Origin of the sequence: Tropicibacter alexandrii, from assembly GCF_003667315.2 — a bacterium.
Taxonomy (GTDB): Bacteria; Pseudomonadota; Alphaproteobacteria; order Rhodobacterales; family Rhodobacteraceae; genus Tropicibacter; species Tropicibacter alexandrii.
On the sequence record NZ_RCTZ02000005.1, the window covers coordinates 100,820 to 122,981 of the forward strand.

At 65.0% G+C, this 22,162-nt stretch carries 22 protein-coding genes; 10 read left to right on the forward strand and 12 right to left on the reverse strand.

Annotation, left to right across the window (positions count from 1 at the left end):
- Positions 1–71 precede the first annotated feature (71 nt).
- Positions 72–947, forward strand: coding sequence for a glycosyltransferase family 2 protein (locus tag D8Z78_RS08255; protein ID WP_121629771.1), 876 nt, complete (start codon positions 72–74; stop codon positions 945–947).
- Here the strand turns inward: D8Z78_RS08255 and D8Z78_RS08260 are convergent.
- The 3 genes from D8Z78_RS08260 to D8Z78_RS08270 form a co-directional block, all read right to left on the reverse strand.
- Positions 944–1,480: a hypothetical protein gene (locus D8Z78_RS08260; protein ID WP_121629770.1), complete on the reverse strand. Its 537-nt coding sequence runs from the start codon at positions 1,478–1,480 to the stop codon at positions 944–946. The two genes, D8Z78_RS08255 and D8Z78_RS08260, sit on opposite strands and share 4 nt — an antisense overlap.
- Before the next feature lie 241 nt (positions 1,481–1,721).
- Positions 1,722–3,092, reverse strand: a complete 1,371-nt coding sequence (locus D8Z78_RS08265) for a M20/M25/M40 family metallo-hydrolase (RefSeq protein WP_121629769.1) — start codon at positions 3,090–3,092, stop codon at positions 1,722–1,724.
- 63 nt (positions 3,093–3,155) lie between these two features.
- Complete coding sequence (locus tag D8Z78_RS08270) at positions 3,156–3,488, reverse strand: 5-aminolevulinate synthase (RefSeq protein ID WP_121629768.1); 333 nt, start codon at positions 3,486–3,488, stop codon at positions 3,156–3,158.
- Between the two features lie 377 nt (positions 3,489–3,865).
- Between D8Z78_RS08270 and hemA the strand changes: the two genes are divergently transcribed.
- The 3 genes from hemA (at position 3,866) to ispG (ending at position 8,095) form a co-directional block, all read left to right on the forward strand.
- The gene (gene hemA / locus D8Z78_RS08275) at positions 3,866–5,095 is read left to right on the forward strand and encodes a 5-aminolevulinate synthase (protein WP_121629767.1); all 1,230 of its coding nucleotides are present in this window, start codon (positions 3,866–3,868) and stop codon (positions 5,093–5,095) included.
- A 123-nt stretch (positions 5,096–5,218) separates the two neighbouring features.
- On the forward strand, positions 5,219–6,874 hold the full coding sequence (locus D8Z78_RS08280; protein WP_121629766.1) for a RodZ domain-containing protein: 1,656 nt from the start codon (positions 5,219–5,221) through the stop codon (positions 6,872–6,874).
- Positions 6,875–6,967: 93 nt separating this feature from the next.
- On the forward strand, positions 6,968–8,095 hold the full coding sequence (gene ispG, locus D8Z78_RS08285) for a flavodoxin-dependent (E)-4-hydroxy-3-methylbut-2-enyl-diphosphate synthase (RefSeq protein ID WP_121629765.1): 1,128 nt from the start codon (positions 6,968–6,970) through the stop codon (positions 8,093–8,095).
- Positions 8,096–8,147: 52 nt separating this feature from the next.
- On the opposite strand, the gene D8Z78_RS08290 is transcribed toward ispG, so the two are convergent.
- The 3 genes from D8Z78_RS08290 to D8Z78_RS08300 are packed head-to-tail and all read right to left on the reverse strand — an operon-like array spanning position 8,148 to position 10,672.
- Positions 8,148–8,552 carry a hypothetical protein gene (locus D8Z78_RS08290; protein WP_121629764.1) on the reverse strand — a complete coding sequence of 135 codons (405 nt, stop codon included), beginning with the start codon at positions 8,550–8,552 and terminating at the stop codon, positions 8,148–8,150.
- Positions 8,549–9,328 (reverse strand): DsbA family protein, encoded by a 780-nt coding sequence (locus D8Z78_RS08295; RefSeq protein WP_121629763.1) that lies wholly within the window; start codon positions 9,326–9,328, stop codon positions 8,549–8,551. Before D8Z78_RS08295 ends, D8Z78_RS08290 begins: the two co-directional genes overlap by 4 nt.
- 21 nt (positions 9,329–9,349) lie before the next feature.
- On the reverse strand, positions 9,350–10,672 hold the full coding sequence (locus tag D8Z78_RS08300) for a M48 family metalloprotease (protein ID WP_121629762.1): 1,323 nt from the start codon (positions 10,670–10,672) through the stop codon (positions 9,350–9,352).
- A gap of 55 nt (positions 10,673–10,727) precedes the next feature.
- Between D8Z78_RS08300 and D8Z78_RS08305 the strand changes: the two genes are divergently transcribed.
- Together D8Z78_RS08305 and D8Z78_RS08310 are read left to right on the forward strand one after the other, a co-directional pair.
- Positions 10,728–11,882 carry a pyridoxal phosphate-dependent aminotransferase gene (locus D8Z78_RS08305; RefSeq protein WP_121629761.1) on the forward strand — a complete coding sequence of 385 codons (1,155 nt, stop codon included), beginning with the start codon at positions 10,728–10,730 and terminating at the stop codon, positions 11,880–11,882.
- Between the two features lie 76 nt (positions 11,883–11,958).
- Positions 11,959–13,167 (forward strand): N-acetylmuramoyl-L-alanine amidase, encoded by a 1,209-nt coding sequence (locus D8Z78_RS08310; protein WP_121629760.1) that lies wholly within the window; start codon positions 11,959–11,961, stop codon positions 13,165–13,167.
- 201 nt (positions 13,168–13,368) lie between these two features.
- Here D8Z78_RS08310 and D8Z78_RS08315 read toward each other — a convergent pair whose 3' ends face one another.
- Positions 13,369–15,135, reverse strand: a complete 1,767-nt coding sequence (locus D8Z78_RS08315) for a PQQ-dependent methanol/ethanol family dehydrogenase (RefSeq protein ID WP_121629759.1) — start codon at positions 15,133–15,135, stop codon at positions 13,369–13,371.
- Between the two features lie 192 nt (positions 15,136–15,327).
- Complete coding sequence (locus D8Z78_RS08320; protein WP_420824309.1) at positions 15,328–15,747, reverse strand: c-type cytochrome; 420 nt, start codon at positions 15,745–15,747, stop codon at positions 15,328–15,330.
- Between the two features lie 154 nt (positions 15,748–15,901).
- Here D8Z78_RS08320 and D8Z78_RS08325 point away from each other — a divergent pair, with 154 nt between their 5' ends.
- Both D8Z78_RS08325 and D8Z78_RS08330 read left to right on the forward strand, forming a co-directional pair.
- A complete protein-coding gene (locus D8Z78_RS08325) occupies positions 15,902–16,876 on the forward strand; it encodes an ABC transporter substrate-binding protein (protein WP_121629758.1) in 975 nt (324 codons plus the stop codon).
- Positions 16,876–17,508: an ABC transporter ATP-binding protein gene (locus D8Z78_RS08330; RefSeq protein ID WP_121629757.1), complete on the forward strand. Its 633-nt coding sequence runs from the start codon at positions 16,876–16,878 to the stop codon at positions 17,506–17,508. The genes D8Z78_RS08325 and D8Z78_RS08330 overlap by 1 nt, the downstream gene beginning before the upstream one ends.
- On the opposite strand, the gene D8Z78_RS08335 is transcribed toward D8Z78_RS08330, so the two are convergent.
- The 4 genes from D8Z78_RS08335 to tpiA form a co-directional block, all read right to left on the reverse strand.
- Complete coding sequence (locus D8Z78_RS08335; RefSeq protein WP_338064676.1) at positions 17,505–18,056, reverse strand: tetratricopeptide repeat protein; 552 nt, start codon at positions 18,054–18,056, stop codon at positions 17,505–17,507. The two genes, D8Z78_RS08330 and D8Z78_RS08335, sit on opposite strands and share 4 nt — an antisense overlap.
- Before the next feature lie 67 nt (positions 18,057–18,123).
- Entirely contained in the window at positions 18,124–18,915 is a 792-nt protein-coding gene (locus D8Z78_RS08340; RefSeq protein WP_121629873.1) for an ABC transporter permease, read from the reverse strand.
- Between the two features lie 25 nt (positions 18,916–18,940).
- Positions 18,941–19,654: an ABC transporter ATP-binding protein gene (locus D8Z78_RS08345; RefSeq protein WP_121629756.1), complete on the reverse strand. Its 714-nt coding sequence runs from the start codon at positions 19,652–19,654 to the stop codon at positions 18,941–18,943.
- A 78-nt stretch (positions 19,655–19,732) separates the two neighbouring features.
- A complete protein-coding gene (gene tpiA, locus D8Z78_RS08350; RefSeq protein ID WP_121629755.1) occupies positions 19,733–20,482 on the reverse strand; it encodes a triose-phosphate isomerase in 750 nt (249 codons plus the stop codon).
- Positions 20,483–20,595: 113 nt separating this feature from the next.
- Here tpiA and D8Z78_RS08355 point away from each other — a divergent pair, with 113 nt between their 5' ends.
- Entirely contained in the window at positions 20,596–21,492 is an 897-nt protein-coding gene (locus tag D8Z78_RS08355) for an isopenicillin N synthase family dioxygenase (protein ID WP_121629754.1), read from the forward strand.
- A 55-nt stretch (positions 21,493–21,547) separates the two neighbouring features.
- Positions 21,548–22,162 carry a glutathione S-transferase family protein gene (locus D8Z78_RS08360; protein ID WP_121629753.1) on the forward strand — a complete coding sequence of 205 codons (615 nt, stop codon included), beginning with the start codon at positions 21,548–21,550 and terminating at the stop codon, positions 22,160–22,162.

Consider the following 22,162-nt stretch of genomic DNA (forward strand, 5'->3'; position numbering starts at 1 on the left):
ATCGCCTGAAAATGCGATTCACCTTGGCGCCGCTTGACGGTATCCTGCATGGAAAAAGAGGGGCAGAGCAGATGCAGACCGTGGCCGCCGCGCTGACGATGGTGCGTGATGACGCGTTTTTCCTGAAGGCATGGCTGCGTCATTACGGCGACATGCTGGGGCGCGAGAATTGCTACGTGGTCAACCACGGGCGCGGGGCCGAGGTCGCCAAGCTTGCCGAGGGCTGCAACATCATCGGCATTCCCGGCGACCCGCATCCGAACTTCGACATGAAACGCTGGCGGATGCTGAACAATATCGTTCAGGGGCTGCGTTGCTACTACAACCACGTCATCGTCGGCGATGTCGATGAACTGGTGGTGGTCGATCCGGAGAGGGGCTTGACCCTGCTCGACTATCTTGCCCAGACCAAGCCCAAGCGCATCCTGACGCCGCTGGGGCTGGAGGTGATCCACCGCATCGATATCGAGGACCAGGAGATCACCGATACCATCATCGGACCGCGCCGCCATGTTCGCCTTGCGCCGCATTATTCCAAGCCCTGCATCGTCAGCCACGGCGCCAAGATCGCGCGGGGCGGTCATTTCACCCAGTTCGACAAGCTGATCGCGCCCGATGATCTGTACCTGTTTCACCTGAAATTCTGCGACTTCCGCAACTATGTCGAGGTGATGAACGCCCGCAATCGCGTGACCGAGGAAATCGGCACCGGCATACAGGACACCGCCATCGGGCGGCACTGGTTCGCAGCGGCGCGCGGCGAGGACCGCGCGGTGTTCGAGGCCTTTGCCGATCTGGAGATGCAGGAGGAGTTCGAGTTGGGTTGGGTGCGCAAGCGCATGGCGCGCAGCTTTGGCCCGCGGGGGGAAACCGGGTTCTTTGAATTCAAGCGACCGGACTATCCGGGCCAGTATCGGCTGCCGGATCGGTTCATCGGCGCGATTTAGCGGCCCTGCGACGAGACGAAGGTTACCTTGCCGAAATCGACATTCGGCAGGACCTCTTCGACGGTGGCGCTGGCCTGCATCATCAGCCCGCGCGAATTGTCGTCGAGCATGCCCATGCCGGTCTGCCAGACGCTTGCGGGCGTGTAGACAAGGATCATCGCCCCAAGCGCGCCTAGCAGGATGCCACCGGAATTGCGCTTTTTCCCGCCGGATTTCAGCAGGTAGCGGGCCAAGTGCAGGGCCAGCATCACGCCGGTGATCCCCATGAAGGCGGCGAGGCCCGAGAACACCCAGGAATGGTATTCGACGGGCAGGTTGCCTTGCTGCAACGACGACTCGATCATCTCGCGGTTGTTGGCGATGGTGATCGTCAGATAGGCCCAGCCGAACCCCATGAGCGCCGAGGCCACCGGGCGCTGGCGTGTGTGATCGACGCGATTGGCGCCATCCCCCCAACGGTAGTAGGCCGGGTCGACAACCTTAACTCTCTGGCGAAAGTCGGCATGGGAAAGTTTTCGAAACGTGCGTTGCATGAGTTCATTTCTAGATAGGGATTTGGGCCAAACGGCGACGGAATCTGGCGAGATCGCCACATTCCGGCTCTCGAATGCTTATGATTTTAACCTTTTTGGATAGGCCGCCCGGCCGATGGGGCAGGCGGGCGGTCCATCCAGAGAGGTGACGCAGGGTCACCCAGCCATGCGGCGACGGACCGCTCGCTGCGATGCGAATCGGTGGTGGCTGTCTGTGATCCAGATCACAGGCTGCGTCCGATCACCGGATCGCGTCCAGGATGCGGGCCCAGCTGCGGATGCCCTTGTGAAAGCTTTCCACATCGTATTTCTCGTTGGGCGAATGGATCTGGTCGTCATCCTTGGCCCAGCCGACCAGCATCGTGTCCATGCCGAGGATCGACTTGAAGTACCCCGCCACGGGGATCGACCCGCCGCAGCCGGTGAACGCCGCCTCATGGCCCCATTCCGCGCCAAGCGCCGCGCGCGCCTGTTCAAAGGCAGGGTGGTCGGTCGCCATCTGGCTGGCCGGAGAGGCGCCGTGTTCGACATAGCTGACCTTGATGTCGTCGGGCAGTTGCGCCTCGACCCATGCGCGGAAATTCTTGCGGATCGCGTGCGGGTCTTGGCTCCCAACCAGACGGAAGGATACCTTGGCCGAGGCCTGCGACGGCAGCACCGTTTTGAACCCGTCGCCGGTATAGCCGCCGATGATGCCGTTGATCTCGGCGGTGGGCTGCGACCAGAGCATCTCCAGCGGGGTGCGACCCTGTTCTCCGGCAGGCGTCGACAGGCCCACATCGCCAAGGAAGCTGCCATGGTCGAAGTTCAGCGCCTGCCATTGCGCGGCGATATCCTCGGGCAGGTCCGGCACGCCGTCATAGAAATGCGGAATCTGGATGCGGCCCGTGTCGTCGAACAGGTTGCCGAGGATGCGCGTCAGCACCCGCGCCGGGTTGATCGCCGCGCCGCCATACATGCCGGAATGCAGGTCCTTGTCCGGGCCGGTCAGGATGATCTCCTCGCCGCACAGGCCCCGAAGCTGCGTCATGATCGCAGGCACGCGCGATTCGAACAGGCCGGTGTCGCAGATCAGCGCGATATCGGCCTTCAACTCGTCCTTGTTGGCCTCGAGGAAGGGCACCAGTGAGGGCGAGCCGCTTTCCTCTTCGCCCTCGAAGAAGAAGGTGATGCGGCAGGGTAGGGTGCCATGCACCTCTTTCCACGCGCGGCAGGCCTCGACAAAGGTCATCAGTTGGCCTTTGTCATCCGACGATCCGCGTCCGCGGATGACCTTGCCCTTGGCGGTGTCCTCGATGGCCGGGTCGAACGGGTCGCGGTCCCACAGGGTCAACGGATCGACCGGCTGCACATCATAATGCCCGTAGAACAGGATATGCGGACCGTCGCCCGGCACATGCCCCACCACCATCGGGTGTTTCGGCGTCTTGCGCTTTTCCGCCTCGATCCCGAGCGCGTTCAGATCGGCGACCAGCCAATCGGCGGCGCGGTCGCATTCGGCGGCATAAGCCGGATCGGTGGAAATCGACGGAATGCGCAGCAATTCCAACAGCCGCTCGATCGCGGCGGGCAGGCCTGCATCGATGCGGGCCAGCGTGGCGTCCAGTGTCATGAGTAGCCCCCTCAGACGAAGTTCACGGGAACCCTAGCAGAGAGGTCGGGACTGTCCAGACGATCAGGCGGTGACGGCGATCAGGCCGAGCAGCACCATGCCGGCCCCCAATGCCTGTCGAACGCCAAGCCCCTCGCCGATCCATGCGGCATAGGCCAGAACCAGAATGGTTTCGGCTGCGACGATCAGAACGTAGACCATGGACAGGTCGATGCGGCGCATCAGGACGATCTCGGCAAGGAATGCAGCGGCGAATCCGAGGACCGCCAGAAAGATGCCGATATGCAAGTGGCCGGAAGAGGTGGCCTTCATCCCGACTGTCATGATCGCGTAACCGATGGCGGTGGCGAGGATCAGGGCCGGGGCCACCAATGGGGCGGGCAGGGTGGAATACATGGGGATACCGAAATGAGGAATGGCAATGCTGGAAATATGCCCGCCTTACGTGTGTTTGGGCAGTACGGTATTCCTACGATGTATCGACTTTTCGATAGGTGATACGGGTCACACCCGCGCGGCGGACCGCATGTTAGGGATTCGCTCGCCTGTTTCCGATAGTGTCCGGGGCGGGCGCCCACGGGGCGGGGTGCGACGAAAATAGGAATGCATCACAGTAATCTTTTGCGCTAGATCAAGTCGCGACGCATGGTCCGGTTCTAAACAGTGGACAACTTCGCCCTCGGGCTATAGTTATTCACAAAATTGAATGCGGACTTGCACCGCTCGGGGGGCTGCTTTTGGAAGGGGCCCGAAAGACAAGAAGGAGGAGCCCGGTGGACTACACCGCGAAACTCGACGAAGCCCTGAACCGTCTCCATGAGGAAGGCCGCTATCGGACCTTCATCGATATCGAGCGCAAGAAGGGCCAGTTCCCGCACGCGGTCTGGACCAAACCCGATGGCTCCGAACAGCCGATCACCGTCTGGTGTGGCAACGACTACCTTGGCATGGGGCAGCACCCGGTCGTGCTGGCCGCCATGCACGAGGCGATCGACGCCACCGGCGCGGGCTCGGGCGGCACGCGCAACATTTCCGGCACCACCGTCTATCACAAGGCGCTGGAGGCTGAGTTGGCCGATCTGCACGGCAAGGAGGCGGCGCTGCTGTTCACCTCGGCCTATGTCGCCAACGACGCGACGCTGTCGACTCTGCCGAAGCTCTTCCCCGGCCTCATCATCTATTCCGATGCGCTGAACCATGCCTCCATGATCGAGGGCGTGCGCCGCAATGGCGGGGCCAAGCGCATCTTCAAGCATAACGATGTGGCCGATCTACGCGCCAAGCTGGAGGCGGATGACCCTGCCGCGCCGAAACTCATTGCTTTTGAATCGGTCTATTCGATGGACGGCGATTTCGGCCCGATCAAGGAAATCTGCGATCTGGCCGACGAATTCGGCGCGCTCACCTATATCGACGAGGTGCACGCGGTGGGCATGTACGGCCCGCGCGGCGCGGGCGTGTGCGAACGCGACCGGCTGATGCACCGCATCGACATCATCAACGGCACGCTGGCGAAGGCCTATGGCGTGATGGGCGGCTACATCGCCGCCTCGGCAAAAATGTGTGATGCCGTGCGCTCTTACGCGCCGGGCTTCATCTTCTCGACCTCGCTGTCGCCGGCTTTGGCGGCGGGTGCGCAGGCGTCGGTGGCCTTCCTGAAGACGTCCGAGGGGCAAAAGCTGCGCGACCTGCATCAGGAACGGGCAAAGATCCTGAAGACCCGGCTCAAGGGGATGGGCCTGCCGATCATCGATCATGGCAGCCATATCGTGCCCGTGATCGTCGGCGATCCGGTCCACACGAAGAAGCTGTCGGACATGCTGCTGGAAGGGTTTGGCATCTACGTGCAGCCGATCAACTTCCCCACCGTGCCCCGCGGGACAGAGCGTTTGCGCTTCACCCCGTCGCCGGTGCATGGCCCCAGCGAGATGGACACGCTGATCCGCGGCATGGATCAACTCTGGAGCCACTGTGCGCTGAATCGTGCCGAACTGGCGGGCTAAACCCTGTAATTGCTGTCGAATCCCTTGCCTTGTGCTAAGCTACCATCAATAACCGGGCCACACGAATCGTGAGGGCCCGGAGCACCGGGCAGGCACGGGGATAGGGCAAATGGGGCAGACCGCATGATCGGGCGTATCACCCAGGATCAGCATGAGGGCACTGATGCCACGCATCAGGAGGATGAATTCGCCCTGAAGCTGGGCGATGTCATGCGCGGCGAACGCGCCACCCTCGGGAAATCCCTGCTCGACGTGCAGCGCGAATTGCGCATCAAGGCCAGCTACATCTCTGCCATTGAGAATTGCGATCCCGGCGCCTTCGACACGCCGGGCTTCATCGCCGGTTACGTCCGCTCCTATGCGCGCTATCTTGGCATGGACCCGGATGAGGCGTTTGGCGCGTTCTGCAAGGAAAGCGGGTTTTCCGTCGCCCATGGCATGTCTCAGGACGCATCGGTCGTGCGCAAGCCAACGCGCCGGGCCGAGGTCGATCCGGCCCGTCCGCGCAACCCGCTCTCTGACCCGAAACTGCCCTTTGCCCCGAAATCCGACAGTTTCCTGTCGCGGATCGAACCGGGTGCCGTGGGCTCGTCGCTGGTGCTGATCGCCCTGATTGCGGGCATCGGCTATGGTGGCTGGTCGGTTCTGAAGGAAATCCAGCGCGTGCAGGTCACCCCGGTCGACCAGACGCCGGTTGTGCTGTCGCAGCTTGACCCGCTTGACGCCGCCACCGCGCCGCGCGACGACACAGCCGAGGCTGAACAGACCGCGGGCCTGTTCACACCGCCCTCGTCCGAGGCATTCGACCGCCTTTACCGCCCGCAGGCGCTGGACGTGCCCGTGCTGGTGGCGCGCGATGCGCCGATTTCGACGTTGGACCCGGACAGCGTGGGTGTTTTCCGAGGCAGCGCGGGCTTGCCGCGCGTGCAGGACAGCAGCCGCGACCCGGTCGCGCTGGCCCAGACCCTGTCCGGCGGTGCTGCCGTTCCGCAATCGGGCGTGTCGCTGATTGCCGCGCGAGCCGCTTGGGTCGAGGTCAAGGATCAGGACGGGCAGGTCATCCTCAGCCGCAATCTCGCCCCCGGCGACGTTGTCGAGGTGCCGCGCAACGCGCAGGCGCCGCGCATGGTCGTGGGCGAGGCGGGTGCCTTGTATTTCAACGTGGCGGGCACAGTCTATGGCCCGGCGGGCAAGGCGGGTTTCCCGGTCTCCGACATTCCGCTCGATGCCAAGTCGCTGACCGCGCGCTACACACCCGCAGAGGCTGGCACCGACACCGACCTGCTCACCGTGATGGTGGCGCAGGGTCTGTCGGGGCCTGCACAGGCCGCGCCGGTGGCCGGTGCGCCGTCCGCCCCGGTGCAACTGGCCGATGTCGCCGACGCGCCGCAGCCACAGACCGGGCCGGGCGCGCCCAAGGTCTTTGCCGATGCGCGCCCCGGTGTGACGGTCGTGGCTGTCGCCGAAACTTGGGTCGAGGTGACCGCGCCTTCGGGCAAGAAGCTGTTGGCGCAGGTGCTTCAGGCGGGCGACACCTATCACGTCCCGCAGACCGACCAGCCGCCGGTGATCTTTTCCGGCAATGCGGGCGGGGTCTATTTCGCGGTGAACGGCAAGACCTTCGGCCCCTATGGCCCGTCGGGCCAGTTCGGGCGCAATCTGGCGCTGTCGGCGGATGCCGTTACGCAAAAGATGCAAGTCGCGGACCTGACCCGGAACACGCAACTGGCCAAGGTCGTCGCCGAGCTGAACCTCAAGGCGGAAACACCGGGGCAATAAGCCGTGACAATTCGGTGAAACACGGCATGGCCCGGGTGGATAATGCCGCCCGGGCGTATTACGTCTCGGGTAAGCTGTGAAAGGAAGGGCACGATGAGCCTCAACCATGTCCGCCCCTGGCGCAACATCTACCGCCGCAAATCCCGCCAGATCATGGTGGGCAATGTGCCGGTCGGGGGCGATGCACCGATCTCGGTCCAGACGATGACCAACACCGTCACCACCGATATCAAGGCGACCATCGCGCAGGTTCAGGCCGCCGCAGAGGCGGGGGCCGATATCGTGCGCGTGTCGGTGCCGGATCAGGATTCGGCCCGTGCGCTGAAAGAGATCGTGCGCGAAAGCCCGGTGCCGATCGTCGCCGACATCCACTTCCACTACAAACGCGGGATCGAGGCCGCCGAGGCAGGCGCTGCCTGCCTACGCATCAATCCGGGCAATATCGGCTCCGAGGATCGCGTGCGCGAGGTCATCAAGGCCGCGCGCGACCACGGTTGCTCGATCCGGATCGGGGTGAATGCCGGATCGCTGGAAAAGCACCTTCTGGAAAAATACGGCGAGCCGTGCCCCGAAGCGATGGTCGAAAGCGGCCTGCATCACATCAAGCTTCTGGAAGACAACGACTTTCACGAATTCAAGATCAGCGTCAAGGCGTCTGACGTGTTCCTGTCGGCCGCCGCCTATCAGGCGCTGGCCGATGCGACCGACAAGCCGATCCATCTTGGCATCACCGAGGCGGGTGGGCTGACCTCGGGCACGATCAAGTCGGCCATCGGTCTTGGCAACCTGCTGTGGATGGGCATCGGCGATACGATCCGCGTGTCGCTGTCGGCGGACCCTGTGCAAGAGGTCAAGGTCGGCTACGAGATCCTGAAATCGCTCGGTCTGCGCCATCGCGGCGTGAACATCATCTCTTGCCCCAGCTGCGCGCGTCAAGGCTTTGACGTGATCAAGACGGTCGAGGCCTTGGAGGCGCGGCTGGAACATATCAAGACGCCGATGAGCCTGTCGATCATCGGCTGCGTGGTGAACGGGCCCGGCGAGGCGCTGATGACCGATGTCGGGTTCACCGGCGGCGGCAATGGTGCGGGCATGGTCTATCTGGCGGGCAAGCAAAGCCACAAGCTGTCGAATGCCGAGATGGTGGATCACATCGTCGAACAGGTCGAGAAGAAGGCCGCCGAGATCGAAGCCGCCGAGGCCAGCGCCGCGGCAGAGTAGGGCGCAAGGCGCTTCGAAGCGCCTTGTAAATTTCCTTCAAGAAATTTGGGTGCTACCGGGTCAGGTATCGTTCCAGCACGAAGCTCGGCATCTGGCCGCGGATCAGCCGGTCGGGCATGACGTAGGATGGCAGCAGGTCCAGTGACAGCCGCTCCATCAGCGCAGCATTGGCGGGGCTTTGTGTGTTCAGGATTTGGACGCCGACCCCAAGCGCTTTCGAAAGCGCTTGCAACTCTGCCTCGGCGTGACCGCACAGGTCACAATCGGGATGGGTGAACATCGCAATGGCCTGACCCTCCGTGAACAAGACAGGCTCTCGCGCGATCCTTGCCAGATCGTCGGCCTTCTCCTGCGCGTAGGGGTCCGGCGGCGGCACGAGCGCCCGCAGGCGCTCGCGCAGGCTGTCTGCCCCGGCGAGGAGGGGCAGACAGCACAGGATCAGCGCAAGGCGGATCAATTCGTCGCGCGCTCTTCCTCGACGATCTGCTGCATGGCAGCCAGCGGCGCGTAGCCGCGCACCATGGTATCCCCGAACACGAAGCTCGGCGTGCCGTTGATCTGCATCGCCTGTGCCAGCGCGCGTGTCTCGGCGATGCGGCGCGCGACCTCGGGGCTGTCCATCTCTGCGAGGATCGCCTCGGCATCCAGACCCAGCGTCTCGGCCAGACGGGTCAGCGGCCCCTTGCCGGGATTGCCCTCCAGCGCGACCAGCGCGTCATGCACCTGCTTGTAGGCCTCGTCGCCCGCGACGATCTGCGTGGCGATGGCGAATTGCGACGAGAGCAGCGAGGCGTCGCCCAGAATCGGGAATTCCTTGACGATGAAGCGGATATTGCCGTCGCTTTCGATCAGTTGCTCGACCTCCGGGTGCGCCTTGCGGCAATAGCCGCAGCGATAATCCATGAACTCGACCACGGTCACGTCGCCTTCGGGATTGCCGCCGACCCAGGAATAGCCATCGTTCGACAGCGCCTCCCAGTGGGTCTGAACCAGCTGCGCATCGGTGGCGACCTGCTGTTCCTGCTCGCGCTGTTCCAGCACGGCGACCGCTTCCATGATGACCTGCGGGTTTTCCAGCAGGTAGGCGCGCACCGCCGCGCCAAAGGCCTCTTTCTGCGTGTCGGTCATGGTGGCGGGGTCAAAGGCGTCCTGCGCGGACACGGACCCGGCCATCAGGCAAAGCGCAACGGTGGCAGAGCGCAGGGTGGCGCGGGTCGAAAGGGATTTCAGCATGGTCTCTCCAATGGTTAGAACTTATCGGCGCTCTGCCTGTTTGGCGGCAGATAGCACATCCTGGGCGCGTTGCCACGCAGCAGAGCCGCGCGGCAGTTGATCTATGGCGCGTTTGGCGTGGATCGCGGCGTCTTTCAGACGTCCCTCAAGGGCGTAGCGTTCGGCGGTGGCAGCCGAGGCCAGCCCGGGCTGGCCCAATTTCGCGTAGGTGACGGACAGATCGCGCAGCACGCGCGAATCCGAACTGTCGCGCCCGCGCGCGGCTTCCAGCGCCTGAAGTGCGCCTCGCGGGTTTCCTGCGGCCAGTTGCGCGCGGCCGAGCCCGCCGAGTATCAGCGGTTCGCGCGGGGCCAGCTTCGCGGCGTTGGAATAGACCGCGACGGCGGCCTTGAACTGCCGCGATTCCAGCAGGATCTGACCCTTGAGTTCCATCAGGAACGGATCGCGCGGGCGCACGGCCAGCGCGCCGTCGATGGCGGCCAGCGCCTTTTTCAGGTTGGACTGTCGGTGATAGGCCACCGCCTCGCGCATCAGCGCGATATCCTGCGACGGGCTTTCCTTGAGCCGCCGCAGCGTCCATGCGGGGGCGCGCTTGAACGCGGTCAGCTTGCCCTTGGCACGGGCGAACCAGTAATCCGCCGTGGCATCGCGCTTGCCAGCGGGGGCGGCGGCGACCAGCCCCTGCAAGGCGCGAAACCTATCGCGCGACAGGGGGTGCGACAGCATGTAGGGGTCCTGTCGGCTGATCGACAAAGCCTCTTGGCCGATGAACAATTCCTGCACCTCGACCGCGCCCGAGGCGTCCAGCCCGGCCCGGCTCATATAGCGCACCGAAGAGGCATCGGCGGCGGCTTCTTCGGCGCGGGTATGCGACAGGAACAGGCGCAAGGCAGAGCCCTGCGTGCCCGCCGCGATGCCCAGCCCCGCCCGGGCATTGCCCGTGGCCGCGGCGGCGGCGGCGGCCAGCGCAAGACCCAAACCTGCGGCCGAACGGGCGCTGCGCATGTTGGTCATGCGGCGAGTGATATGGCCATTGGCGATATGCGCGGCCTCATGTGCCATGACCGCCTGCAACTGCGCGGCGCGGTCGAGCTTCATCAGCAGGCCGGAATGGATGAACATGTGCTGGCTGTCGATGACGAAGGCGTTCAGCGTGTTGTCGTCGATCAGGATGATCTTCACATGACTGGGGCTGAGCCCTGCCGCCGACAGCACCGGCGCGGCCAGTTGCCCCAGCGCATATTCGATATCGGCATCGCGCAACAGCCGGACCCCGGCCTGCACCGGCTGCGTCATGAGCAGGACGATGGCCAACAGCACGGCCAGCAGTCGGGGAAGGATCATTGCACTCGGCCTCTCTCGCTCATAAGCCTGTGGGCAGCAGACTAGAGAGGCTTTCATGCGGAATTCAAGACGTGGTTCGGTCGATCCCTTCATCGTGATGGATGTGATGGAGGCGGCGCGCGCCGCCGAAGAGGCCGGTCGGCACATCATCCACATGGAGGTCGGCCAGCCGGGCACACCCGCGCCCGCCCGCGCGCGCGATGCGCTGGCGCAGGCGATGCAGGATGACGCTTTGGGCTATACGGTCGCGCTGGGACTGCCAGCGCTTCGGCGCCGGATCGCGCAGCTTTATGGCGAATGGTACGATGTGGACCTCGATCCGGGGCGGGTCGTGGTCACGCCGGGCTCGTCCGGGGGCTTCATCCTCGCGTTTTCGGCGCTGTTCGATGCGGGCGATCGCGTGGCGCTTGGCGCGCCCGGTTATCCGTCTTACCGCCAGATCATGCGGGCGATGAATATCGAGCCGGTCGAGGTGCAGGCACGGCCCGAGAACCGCTTGCAACCCACGCCAGAGGACCTTGCGGGCGTCGATTTTCAGGGTCTGATGGTCGCAAGCCCGGCGAATCCCACCGGAACGATGCTGGACGAACCCGCGCTGCGGGCGCTGGTCGAGACTTGCCATGCGCGGGGGGCCAGCTTCCTGTCGGATGAGATCTATCACGGCATCGAGTATGACAAGAAGACCGTGACCGCCTTGCAGATCAGCGACGATGTCTGTGTGATCAATTCCTTCTCCAAGTATTTCTCGATGACCGGCTGGCGTGTCGGCTGGTTGGTGCTGCCGGAGGAGAACGTTCGGCAAGTGGAAAGGCTTGCGCAGAACATGTTCATCTGTGCGCCCCACGCGGCGCAGGTGGCGGCGCTGGCGGCGATGGATGCAGAGGATGAGTTGCAGGCCAACATGGATGTCTATCGCGCCAACCGTCAAATGATGCTGGAGGGGCTGCCGAAGGCCGGGTTCGACCGCATCGCGCCGCCGGACGGGGCGTTTTATGTCTATGCCGATGTCAGCCACCTGACCGATGACAGCCGCGCCTTTGCCGCCGAGATCCTTGAAAAGGCGGGCGTTGCGGTGACGCCGGGGCTGGATTTCGACCCGGTGCGCGGGGCGGGCACCTTGCGTTTTTCCTATGCGCGGTCGTCGGCGGATATCGCCGAGGGGCTGGTGCGGCTGGAACGCTTCATGGCCGAACGGGGTGCGAAGGCTTAAACCCGGCCTGCGCGATGTTGTGAATGCGCGGCACCGGGTTTGCAGGTAGAGTCGGCGCAAAAGACGGTGAGGGCAGATGGGCAGGTTTGGGCTGATGGTGGGCGCGGCGCTTTGGGCGGCGCAGGTTGGCGCGCAGGATGCGTCGGGGCTGGCGCGCTTCGAGGGCGGCGGATTCACGGACAAGCGGTTCTCGGGCACCGAGTTGCGGCTGGCGCTCAGCCAAGGTGTGCCGTGGCGCGTCTTTACCCTAGATGAGCCGCGGCGGCTGGTGGTGGATTTCCGCGAGGTTGACTGGACCGGGGCCGATGCCGAGGCGATGGACCAGAGCGCGCGCATCGACGGGTTGCGCATGGGCGCGTTCCGTCCCGGCTGGTCGCGGCTGGTGGCGGAGTTGTCGGAGCCTTTGGCGATTGACGAAGCGGGGCTGCGCGTCTCGCCCGAGACCGGCGCGGCCGAGTTGTTGGTGCGGCTGAGCGGGGCGTCGGAGGCGGGCTTTGCCGCCGCCTCGGGCCTGCCCAGCGACCCAGACTGGGACCGCCCCGAGCCGACCGCGAAACGGGCCCTGCCGAAACCGGATGGCGCGCCGCTGGTGATCGTGCTCGATCCCGGCCATGGCGGGCTCGATCCGGGTGCCGAGCGCGACGGGTCGAGCGAGGCGGAGTTGGTGCTGCGCTTTGGGCTGGAATTGCGCGAGGTGCTGCTGCGCACCGGCAAGTATCAGGTGGTGATGACCCGGGAAACGGATCGCTTCGTGTCGCTGGAAGGGCGGGTCAGCGCGGCCCACGCGGCGGGGGCGGACCTGTTCATCTCGTTGCATGCGGATGCGATCGAAGAGGGGCGCGCCCATGGCGCCTCGGTCTATACCCTTGCGGATGAGGCATCGGACGCGGCCTCGGCCGCGCTGGCCGAGCGGCATGACCGCGATGACCTGCTGGCCGGGCTGGACCTGTCGGGGGCCGATGACCGGGTGGCACAGGTGCTGATGGATCTGGCGCGGCTGGACAATGGGCCGCGCAGCCGGGCGTTGGCGGGCCATTTGGTGGATGGCATCCGCAATGCGCTGGGGCATGTGCATAAGCGACCTTTGCGGCAGGCCGGGTTCAGCGTGCTGAAATCCGCCGATATTCCCTCGGTCTTGGTCGAGTTGGGGTTCCTGTCGACGCAGGAAGATCTCGACAACCTGCGCGACCCGATCTGGCGGGCGGGCATGGCGGCGGGCCTGCGCGACGGGATCGAGGCCTGGGCCATCGAGGATGCTGCGCTGAACCGTTTGCGGCGGCAATAGTCCGAGGGCGGGCAGGGGGCTTTGCCCCCTCTGGCCTGCGGCCATTCACCCCCACGGTATTTTTGGCCAAAAGAAACCTTTTGGGCACGATACGGGGCGTTTCATGCATGATTGCCCGGTTGGGGCGGCTTTTGCCGCATGAAAACGGAAACGCCCGCGGTGGTGGCACCGCGGGCGTCGTTTGGGCGTTTCAGCGATGGATCAGTTCGCCGAGGCCAGTTCCTTGGGCAGGCGGAACGTCCAGACCATGCCACCCTGGTTCAGGTAGTTGACCTTGGAGGCCACTTCACCACCCCAGAGCGGCACCGCGCCACCCCAGCCGGAGACGACCGACACGAACTGCTCGCCGTCCTGTTCCCATGTCACGGGCTGGCCGACGATGCCGGAGCCGGTCTGGAAGGACCAGAGTTCCTCGCCGGTCTCGTCATCGAGCGCGATGAACTCGCCCTCGGGGGTGCCGTAGAACACCAGACCGCCCGCGGTGGTCATCACGCCACCCCAAAGCGGGGCCTCGTTCTTGACTTCCCACTTCAGTTCCAGCGTGTCGGGGTCGATCGCCTTCAGGCTGCCGATATGGTCCTCGTAGTTGGGCTTGATGGTGAAGCCCGAGCCCAGATAGGCGGCGCCCTTCTTGTAGGTGACCGGCTCGTTCCAGATGTCCATGCCCCATTCGTTCGACGGCACGTAGAAGTTGCCGGTGCGCTGCGAATAGGCCATCGGCATCCAGTTCTTGCCACCCAGGAAGCCGGGGGAGGAGAACACGACCTCACCTTTCTTGCCATCGGCTGCGGCAGTGGGATCGCCGGGACGGTTGTCCTCGTTGTAGATCGGACGACCGTTCTCATCGATGCCCGAAGCCCAGGTGATGTCCTTGACGAAGGGCATGGCGCCGACAAAGCCGCCATCTTCGGCGTTCAGAACGTAGAAGAAGCCGTTGCGGTCGGCGGTGGCGAGGCGCATGTTGCCGTCGCGGTCGTCATAGGCGACCACTTCGTTCACGCCGTCATAGTCCCAACCCTCGCGCGGGGTGGTCTGGAAGTGCCACTTGATCTCGCCGGTGGCCGGGTCGAGGCCGATGCGCGAGGCGGCGTACAGGTTGTCGCCCATGCCGTCCTCGGACGGGGTGCCCGCGCCGCGCAGGTGGCTGTTCCAGGGCGCGGGGTTGCCGGTGCCCATGATGATCGTGTCGGTGCGGGCATCATAGCTGCCGCCCAGCCACGTCGCGCCGCCGCCGGTCTTCCACATATCGCCCGGCCAAGTCGCGTTGAGCGTGCCGGTCATGGTGGATTCTTCGCCGTTGAGCGTGCCCATGTGACCTTCGATCACCGGACGGGTCCAGACCAGTTCACCGCTGTCGACATTGCGCGCCTGCACTTCGCCGACGATGCCGAATTCACCGCCCGAGTTGCCGGTGATCACCAGATCACCCACGATCAGCGGTGCTGCGGTGTAGGAGTAGCCGGCCTTGTAATCAGCGATCTTGTCGCGCCAGATCACGTCGCCGGTCTTGCGGTCCAGCGCGACCAGACGGGCGTCCAGCGTGCCAAAGATCACCTTGTCGCCGTGGATCGCCGCACCGCGGTTGATCACGTCACAGCAGGGCAGGATGCCTTCGGGCAGGCGGGCGTCGTATTGCCAGACTTCGTCACCGGTCTTCACGTCGATCGCATAAAGGCGCGAGTACGACCCGGTGATGTACATGATGCCGTCATAGATCAGCGGCTGGGTTTCCTGCCCACGCTGCTTTTCCCCGCCAAGCGAGAAGGCCCACGCCGGAACCAGGTTCTTCACGTTCTCCTTGTTGAGTGTTTCCAGCGGCGAATAGCGCTGAAGATGGCGTCCCATACCATTGGTGACGACCTGTTCGGTCATCGTGGCATCGTTGGCCAGCATGTCTTCGGTCACCTGAGCCTGTGCGCCGGTGGCGGCAATGAGGGCAAAGGCAACGGCTGCGACGAATCTGTTCATAAGTCTCCTCCCTTGAACAAGGTCCATGCAGGTCCCCGGACGGGGTTGCGGGTCCTGACGGCAGGTTATACCGGTGACGGCCTGCGACGGTACGCGCCATAGGTCGTACGACCCTAGGAGAGTTGACAGCCCCGACGCGCGATTCGCCCCGCGACGGCGCAGGTCGGGGCCGCGCCCCGACCCGGCTTGGGGTCAGTTGCCGTCGCCCTCGATGGCGCGGTTGTCCTGTGGGCTGATCGATTCAAGGTAGGCGAGGATGAAATCCTGCACCGTGCGGGCCTCGATGCCCACATGGCGCATCTTCGTGCCGGGCATGAAGCCGGTATTGTCCTCCATCCATGCCCGCAGCGCCGCCGGGGTCCAGACGATGCCCGACGCTTCGAGCGCGATGGAATAGTCGTAATCGACGACGCTGCCCGCCGCGCGGTACAGGACGTTCTCCAGCGGCGGCCCGTAGGACGGGTCGCTGGCATCGACCGCGTGGCAGCGGTGGCATTCCGCGTCGAACAGGGCAGCCCCCGCGTCGACCTTGATCTCTTCGTAGCTGTCGGCGATGGCCGGGGCGGCCAATAGGCCAAGGGTCAGGGCGGCTAAAGTGGTGGACATGCGCATGGCTTGTCTCCTTCTCGGTTGAAATCCGGGGTCAGGCTACGCCTCCGCCTGCCGGGCTCCGTTGATCCATGTCAACGGGCCCCCTGTCCATAAGTCGTATGGTTGTGACCCCTTGGGATGTTAGGCTTCGATCAACATGACCGGGGAGGAATTCATGTCATTCATCTCGAAACTGGGCGTGGCCGCGGCGGCGCTGCTTGCCACGTCGACGCTGGCGCTGGCCGAAATGCCGGTTCTCAAGGCCGCAGTGCTCGAATCCGGCACCGTGAATTGGGAACTGGACACGATCCGGCACAATGGGTTCGACGAGAAACACGGCTTTGACCTGCAGGTCATGGGCGTTGCGGGCGGGTCTGCGGCGCAGGTGGCGTTTCAGGGCGGCGAGGCCGATGTCATCGTGTCGGATTGGCTCTGGGTGGCGCGCCAGCGCGCGGCGGGCAAGGATTACGTCTTTATCCCCTACAGCCGCGCGGTCGGCGCGGTGATGGTGCCGGGCGACTCGCCCGCTCAATCGCTGGCGGACCTCAAGGGCGGCAAGATCGGCATTGCCGGCGGTCCGCTCGACAAGTCGTGGATCATCCTGCGCGCCTATGCGCAGCAGGCCTATGGCATGGACCTCGTGACCGAGACCGAGCAAGTCTTTGGCGCGCCGCCGCTGATCTTCAAGACCGGCCTTCAGGGTGAGCTCGATGGCGCCATCAACTTCTGGCACTTCCTCGCCAAGATGGAGGCGGGCGGCATGCGTCCGCTCGTCACCGTGGACGAGGCCGCCACCGCGCTGGGGCTGGACCCGCAAACGCCGCTTCTGGGCTACGTGCTGAACGGCGCGCTGCTGGACAGCAACCCCGAACTGGTCGAAGGCCTCGCCGCCGCCTCGCGCGATGCCAAGGATCTGCTGGCCAGTGACGATGCCGCATGGGATCGCCTGCGCGAGCGCATGAATGCCAGCACCGATGCGCAGTTCGAGAAGCTCAAGCAGGGCTTCCGCGATGGCATCCCCCAACCCGGCCCGGTGGATGAGGCCGCCGCCAACAAGATGTTGAAACTCATGGCGGATCTCGGTGGGACCGAGCTGGTCGGACCGGTCACCGAACTGCCCGAGGGGCTGTTCGTCCAGCCCGGCTCGTGATGGGGCTGCGACTGGTGCATGATCGACAGGCCGCGCCGCCGGTGGTGGCGCGGCTGCGCCTGTCGGGCCTCGCCTTTGGCGGTCGCCCGGTGCTGGGGCGCATCGCGCTGGACCTGCACGCGGGCGAAACCGTCGCGCTGACCGGACCTTCTGGCATCGGCAAGACCACGATCCTGCGGGTTCTGGCCGGGCTGGAACGCGCCCAGTCCGCCGAGGTGCATCGGCCCGACCACCTCTCGATGGTCTTTCAGGAGCCGGTGCTGCTGCCATGGCGCACCCTCGTGCAGAACCTCACCTTGACGGTCGGCGTCACCCGGTCCGAGGCCGAGGCGGCGCTGGCCGAGGTCGGGCTTGGCGGGCGGGGCGGCGATTATCCGCGGCAACTGTCGCTGGGCCAGCAACGCCGGATGGCGTTGGCCCGCGCCTTTGCCGGAACGCCGGACCTGCTTTTGATGGACGAACCCTTTGTCTCGCTGGACCCGGCGCTGGCGGACGAGATGATGACCCTGTTCGAGACCCTGCGCGGCCGCCGCCCGGTGGCGACGCTGCTGGTCACCCATGTCGTGTCCGAGGCGGAGCGGCTTGCCGACCGGATCCTCAAGCTGACCGGGTCACCGGCGGAATTGCACTAGAAAACAGGGGCATAGCGCCAGTTATCGGCATCTGGCGTGACCTCGTCGAGATCGTATTCGGCCGCTTGCAGGCGTTGCGCAATGTCCAGACCTGCTGCGGCAGCCTCGTCCACCTGACGGCGCCCCTCGGCTTCGTCCCGGGCGATGCCATGCCCGCGCATCAGGTTTATGCCGTGGTTGAACTGCCCCACCGGATCGCCCAGCTCGGCCGCACGGCGGTCCCATTCGGCGGCGGCATCCGGATCGTAGTCCCCGCCGAAGCCATTGTTTTCCATGTAGGACATCCATGTCATGGTGCCTGTCCATCCGGCTTCGGCGCATTGCAGGAACAGCTTGCGCGCCGCCGCGTGCCGCCCGGATTTCGTCAGCATGTAGCCCGAGGCACATAGCGTCATATCGGTCTCGCCTCGGTCGGCCCGATCAAGGATCGACCCCCAAGTCATCTCCTCCGGGTTCAACGTGCCGAGGTCGTCCTCAACCATATCCTGCGCGAAGATCGATCCACAAGCCATTGTGAAACCGATAGAAAGCGTGGTCAGCTGTCGCATGGTCCTTCTCCTTGCGGGCACCATAGCAGATCGGGACGCGCATATCACGTCGCCTATGGTCGTAGCCTCACCCCTTGCGTCGCACCATGCCGCGCGCCGGATCGTAACCCCAAAGCGCCAGCGCAAGGAACACCGCCGTCGCCAGCACCACCCACAGCAAGGCCCATGGGGCCAGTTGCCCATAGGCGGCAAAACGGATCAGTTCGACGGCGTGGGTGAACGGGTTCGCAGCGCAGACATCATGCAGCAACTCTGAGGATTCTGCCATCTTCCAAAGGGGATAGAGCGCAGAGCTGAGGAAGAACATCGGGAAGATCACGAAATTCATGACCCCTGCGAAGTTCTCCAACTGCTTGATGAAGGAGGACAGCGCCAGCCCCAGCGCCCCCAGCATCAATCCCGCCAGCAGCAGCGCCGGCAGCAGTGCCAGATACCCGATCCACGGCAGGGTGATGTCGAACATCCACGCCACGGCCAAGAATGCGTAGCATTGCAGGCACCCGATGAAGGTCGCCGCGCAAAGCTTTGATATCAATAGAAACCAGCGGGGCAGAGGCGCGGTCAGCAACAGCCGCATCGACCCGGTCTCGCGGTCATAGACAAGGCTCAGCGACGACTGCATTCCGTTGAACAGCAGGATCATCCCGCACAGGCCCGGCACGATATAGGTCTCGTAGGTGATATAGGTCTGGTAGGGCGGCGTGATCGACAGCCCCAGCGCCGCCCGGAACCCGGCGGCAAAGACCAGAAGCCAGACCAGCGGGCGCACGAGGGCGGCCAGAAACCGCTCGCGCTGATGCACGAAACGCAGCGCCTCGCGCGTCAGAATCGCGACAAAGGCCGGGGTCCAGCGCGTCATGAACGGCCCCAAGACGCGGTCGCGCTCATGCAGGCTCTCCCGTCCGTGCAAGGAACCAGTCTTGCAGCGCCTCCCCTTCGGTCAGCGCGCTCGCGCGTCCCGACGCCAGCAAGCGCCCGCGATGTAGCAGCAGCAGATCGTCCTCGCGGCGCACCTCGTCGGTCAGATGCGTCGCCCAAAGCACCGTCATCCCGTCGCTGGCAAGGTCATGCACGTGATCGGTGATCGCCGCGCGCGCCTGCGCGTCAAGCCCCACGGTCGGCTCGTCCAGCAGCAGCACCGCCGGGTCATGGATCAGCGCGCGGGCGATCTCGGCCCGCCGCCTGTGCCCGCCATTCAGGGCGCGCGCCTTTTCGCCCGCGCGCTCTCGCATCGCCAACCGCTCCAGCGCGGCGTCGATGCGCAGGCGCGCCGCGCGGCCCGACAGCCCGTGCAGCGCCGCGAAATAGACCAGGTTCTGGCGGACCGTCAGGTCGAGGTCCAGCGTCTGGCTCTGGAACACGATTCCCATCCGCGCCAGCGCCGCACGCGGCGCCTGTCCCATATCCTGCCCGGCAATCACGATCCGTCCGACCGGCGCCGTGAACAGCCGCGTCAGCAGGCCGAACAGTGTCGATTTGCCTGCGCCGTTCGGCCCCAACAGCGCCGTGAACCGCCCCGGCACCGCTTCGAGGCTCAGGTCATCCAGCGCTCGTTTCGCCCCGTAGCTGTAGCTCAGCCCCTCGACCGTCAGCGACATGCCGCGCCCCGGTTTCTTCTGGCCCGAAATACCGCGGGGTGAGCGCGGCACGCGCGAGGGGCGAAGCCCCTGACACGCTCAGCCATCGGACGCGCCGTTCAACGCCTCGATGATCGGCACGAAATCAGCCGCCTTCAACGACGCCCCGCCCACCAGCGCCCCGTCCACGTTCGAGACGGCAAAGATCTCGGCGGCGTTCGCAGGTTTGACCGACCCGCCATAGAGCAACCGGACGGAACGCCCGACCCCGGCGCCAAAGCGGCGCTCCAGACGCGCGCGGATGAAGTCGTGCACCTCGCCGATCTGGTCCGTGGTCGGCACCTTGCCGGTGCCGATCGCCCAAACCGGCTCGTAGGCCACGACAAGGTTGTGGCCCGTTGCGCCATCGGGGATCGACCCGGCCAATTGCCCGCCGATGATGTCGAGCGTGTTCGAGGCCTCGCGTTCGGCCAGCGTCTCGCCGACGCAGACCACGGCCTTCAGCCCGGCCTCCCACGCGCTTTTGCACTTGGCGCGCACCTCGTCGTCATGCTCGTCGTGATCGGTGCGGCGCTCGGAATGGCCGAGGATCACGTAGCTGGCACCCGTATCGGCCAGCATCGCCGCCGAGACATCCCCGGTATGCGCGCCTGAGGCCCGCGCGTGGCAATCCTGTCCGCCGATTTCGATATGGCCCGCGCGGGCCACCGCCTCGGTCAGCAGCGTGGTGGGGGGGCAGATCAACACCTCGGAGCCGCCCGAGGCGGCCTCCTGCATCGCGTCGATTTCGGACAGCTGCGCGCGCAGCCCGTTCATCTTCCAATTGCCTGCGGCGAGTTTCCGGCGCATGTGACCTCCCGTTTTTCGTTGGGTCGGAGTTTCGCAACCCCGCGCGCGGCGTCAAGGGCTCTTGCGAAATCCGCGACCTTTCGGCAAGGGGGGGACCTGCAAGGAGGCCCATCATGATCCCCAGACTGGATGCCCGAAAGATCGCGGCGCGCGATCCCGAAACCCTCAAGGCACTGGCCGAGGCCGCCTTTGGCTCGGGCTTCCTGACGGTCCACAACACCGCGATCACGCCCGCGCGCATGGGGTTGGTGATCGCCGCCTATCGCGCCTTCTTCGATCTGCCCGACGCGCAAAAGGCACATGTGGACATGGCGCGCACCGGGTCCAATCGCGGCTGGGGCGCGCCTTTGTCGGAGCAGGTCGACCCAGAGGCCAATCCCGATTACAAGCAGGTCTTCGATTGCGGCTTTTACCTGCCGGAAAGCAATCTGTCGGTCTATGCGCCCAACCTGTGGCCCGCGCGGCCCGAGGGCTTTCGCGAGGTGATCAAGGCCTATTACCGCGACGCGATGCAGGTGGCGATGGGGGTCTTGCGCGGCATCGCCGAGGCGATCGGCGAGGATGCGCATTACTTCGACGACAAGTTTGACCGGCCCATGGCCCTGCTGCGCGCCAATTACTACCCGCCGCGCCCCGATTGGGCCGGGGATAAGGATTTCGGCATCGCCGCGCATACGGATTACGGCTGCCTGACCCTGCTGGGCACAGACGGGGTGCCGGGGCTCGAAGTGTTGACGACGGGGGGCGACTGGCTGCCGGTGCGCGCAGAGCCGGGCGAATTCATCATCAATTTCGGCGAGATGCTGGAAATGTGGACCAAGGGCCGCGTCAAGGCGACCTTGCACCGGGTCAAAGGCAGCAGCGACGAACGGATTTCGGTCCCGCTGTTCTTCAACCCCAACGAGGACACCAATGTAGCGCCGATGGGGTCGGGGCAGGTGATCCGGGCGGGCGACCATCTCAGCAAGCGGTTCAACGAGACGTACGTGCATTTGAAAACCGGCAGCTGACGAAAACTGTCAGGAGGTCAGGGCAGGGTGACGGCATAGACAAAGGAGACTTTCGATGCTGACGCTCTGCCATGCCCCCCGCAGCCGCTCCACGCGCGTTGTCCAACTGATCCATGCGCTTGGCGCCGAGAAGGACGTCGAGATCACGCTGACCGACGTGGCGCGGGTCGATGGATCCGGGCGGGTCGATCCGGCGAATCCGCACCCCGAAGGCAAAGTGCCGCTGCTGGTCCATGACGGGGTCGCGATCCGCGAGACCGGTGCGATCATGACGCATCTCACGACCCTGTTCCCGGATGCCGGGCTTGCGCCACCGGTGGGCACGCCGCAGCACGGCGCGTTCCTGTCGTGGATGGCGTGGTATGGGTACGTTCTGGAACCGGTTCTGGTGCTGGACGTCGCAAAGATCGACCATCCTGTCCTGACCTCCACCTTTCGCGGTGTGCCGGAGGCGATGCGCGTGATCGAAACGGCCTTGGCGGATCGCGACCACCTGCTGGGCGCGGACTACACGGCGGCGGATATGCTGATCGCCTCGCCCTTCAACTGGTTCCGGCATCTCGTGCCGGACGAGGGGCCGATCCCGGACTGGCTGGCGCGGTGCAATGCACATCCAAGCCTCGCGGCGGCGGGGGCCTTGGACGACCGCCTGCTGTCACAGGCCGCCTGA

Excerpts from the sequence above, each read along its gene's own strand:
- D8Z78_RS08255 (WP_121629771.1), top strand. The coding sequence starts at position 72 with ATGCAGACCGTGGCCGCCGCGCTGACGATGGTGCGTGATGACGCGTTT.
- D8Z78_RS08260 (WP_121629770.1), bottom strand. The coding sequence starts at position 1,480 with ATGCAACGCACGTTTCGAAAACTTTCCCATGCCGACTTTCGCCAGAGA.
- D8Z78_RS08265 (WP_121629769.1), bottom strand. The coding sequence starts at position 3,092 with ATGACACTGGACGCCACGCTGGCCCGCATCGATGCAGGCCTGCCCGCC.
- D8Z78_RS08270 (WP_121629768.1), bottom strand. The coding sequence starts at position 3,488 with ATGTATTCCACCCTGCCCGCCCCATTGGTGGCCCCGGCCCTGATCCTC.
- D8Z78_RS08280 (WP_121629766.1), top strand. The coding sequence starts at position 5,219 with ATGATCGGGCGTATCACCCAGGATCAGCATGAGGGCACTGATGCCACG.
- ispG (WP_121629765.1), top strand. The coding sequence starts at position 6,968 with ATGAGCCTCAACCATGTCCGCCCCTGGCGCAACATCTACCGCCGCAAA.
- D8Z78_RS08295 (WP_121629763.1), bottom strand. The coding sequence starts at position 9,328 with ATGCTGAAATCCCTTTCGACCCGCGCCACCCTGCGCTCTGCCACCGTT.
- D8Z78_RS08300 (WP_121629762.1), bottom strand. The coding sequence starts at position 10,672 with ATGATCCTTCCCCGACTGCTGGCCGTGCTGTTGGCCATCGTCCTGCTC.
- D8Z78_RS08305 (WP_121629761.1), top strand. The coding sequence starts at position 10,728 with ATGCGGAATTCAAGACGTGGTTCGGTCGATCCCTTCATCGTGATGGAT.
- D8Z78_RS08310 (WP_121629760.1), top strand. The coding sequence starts at position 11,959 with ATGGGCAGGTTTGGGCTGATGGTGGGCGCGGCGCTTTGGGCGGCGCAG.
- D8Z78_RS08315 (WP_121629759.1), bottom strand. The coding sequence starts at position 15,135 with ATGAACAGATTCGTCGCAGCCGTTGCCTTTGCCCTCATTGCCGCCACC.
- D8Z78_RS08320 (WP_420824309.1), bottom strand. The coding sequence starts at position 15,747 with ATGCGCATGTCCACCACTTTAGCCGCCCTGACCCTTGGCCTATTGGCC.
- D8Z78_RS08325 (WP_121629758.1), top strand. The coding sequence starts at position 15,902 with ATGTCATTCATCTCGAAACTGGGCGTGGCCGCGGCGGCGCTGCTTGCC.
- D8Z78_RS08330 (WP_121629757.1), top strand. The coding sequence starts at position 16,876 with ATGGGGCTGCGACTGGTGCATGATCGACAGGCCGCGCCGCCGGTGGTG.
- D8Z78_RS08335 (WP_338064676.1), bottom strand. The coding sequence starts at position 18,056 with ATGCGACAGCTGACCACGCTTTCTATCGGTTTCACAATGGCTTGTGGA.
- D8Z78_RS08340 (WP_121629873.1), bottom strand. The coding sequence starts at position 18,915 with ATGACGCGCTGGACCCCGGCCTTTGTCGCGATTCTGACGCGCGAGGCG.
- D8Z78_RS08345 (WP_121629756.1), bottom strand. The coding sequence starts at position 19,654 with ATGTCGCTGACGGTCGAGGGGCTGAGCTACAGCTACGGGGCGAAACGA.
- tpiA (WP_121629755.1), bottom strand. The coding sequence starts at position 20,482 with ATGCGCCGGAAACTCGCCGCAGGCAATTGGAAGATGAACGGGCTGCGC.
- D8Z78_RS08355 (WP_121629754.1), top strand. The coding sequence starts at position 20,596 with ATGATCCCCAGACTGGATGCCCGAAAGATCGCGGCGCGCGATCCCGAA.
- D8Z78_RS08360 (WP_121629753.1), top strand. The coding sequence starts at position 21,548 with ATGCTGACGCTCTGCCATGCCCCCCGCAGCCGCTCCACGCGCGTTGTC.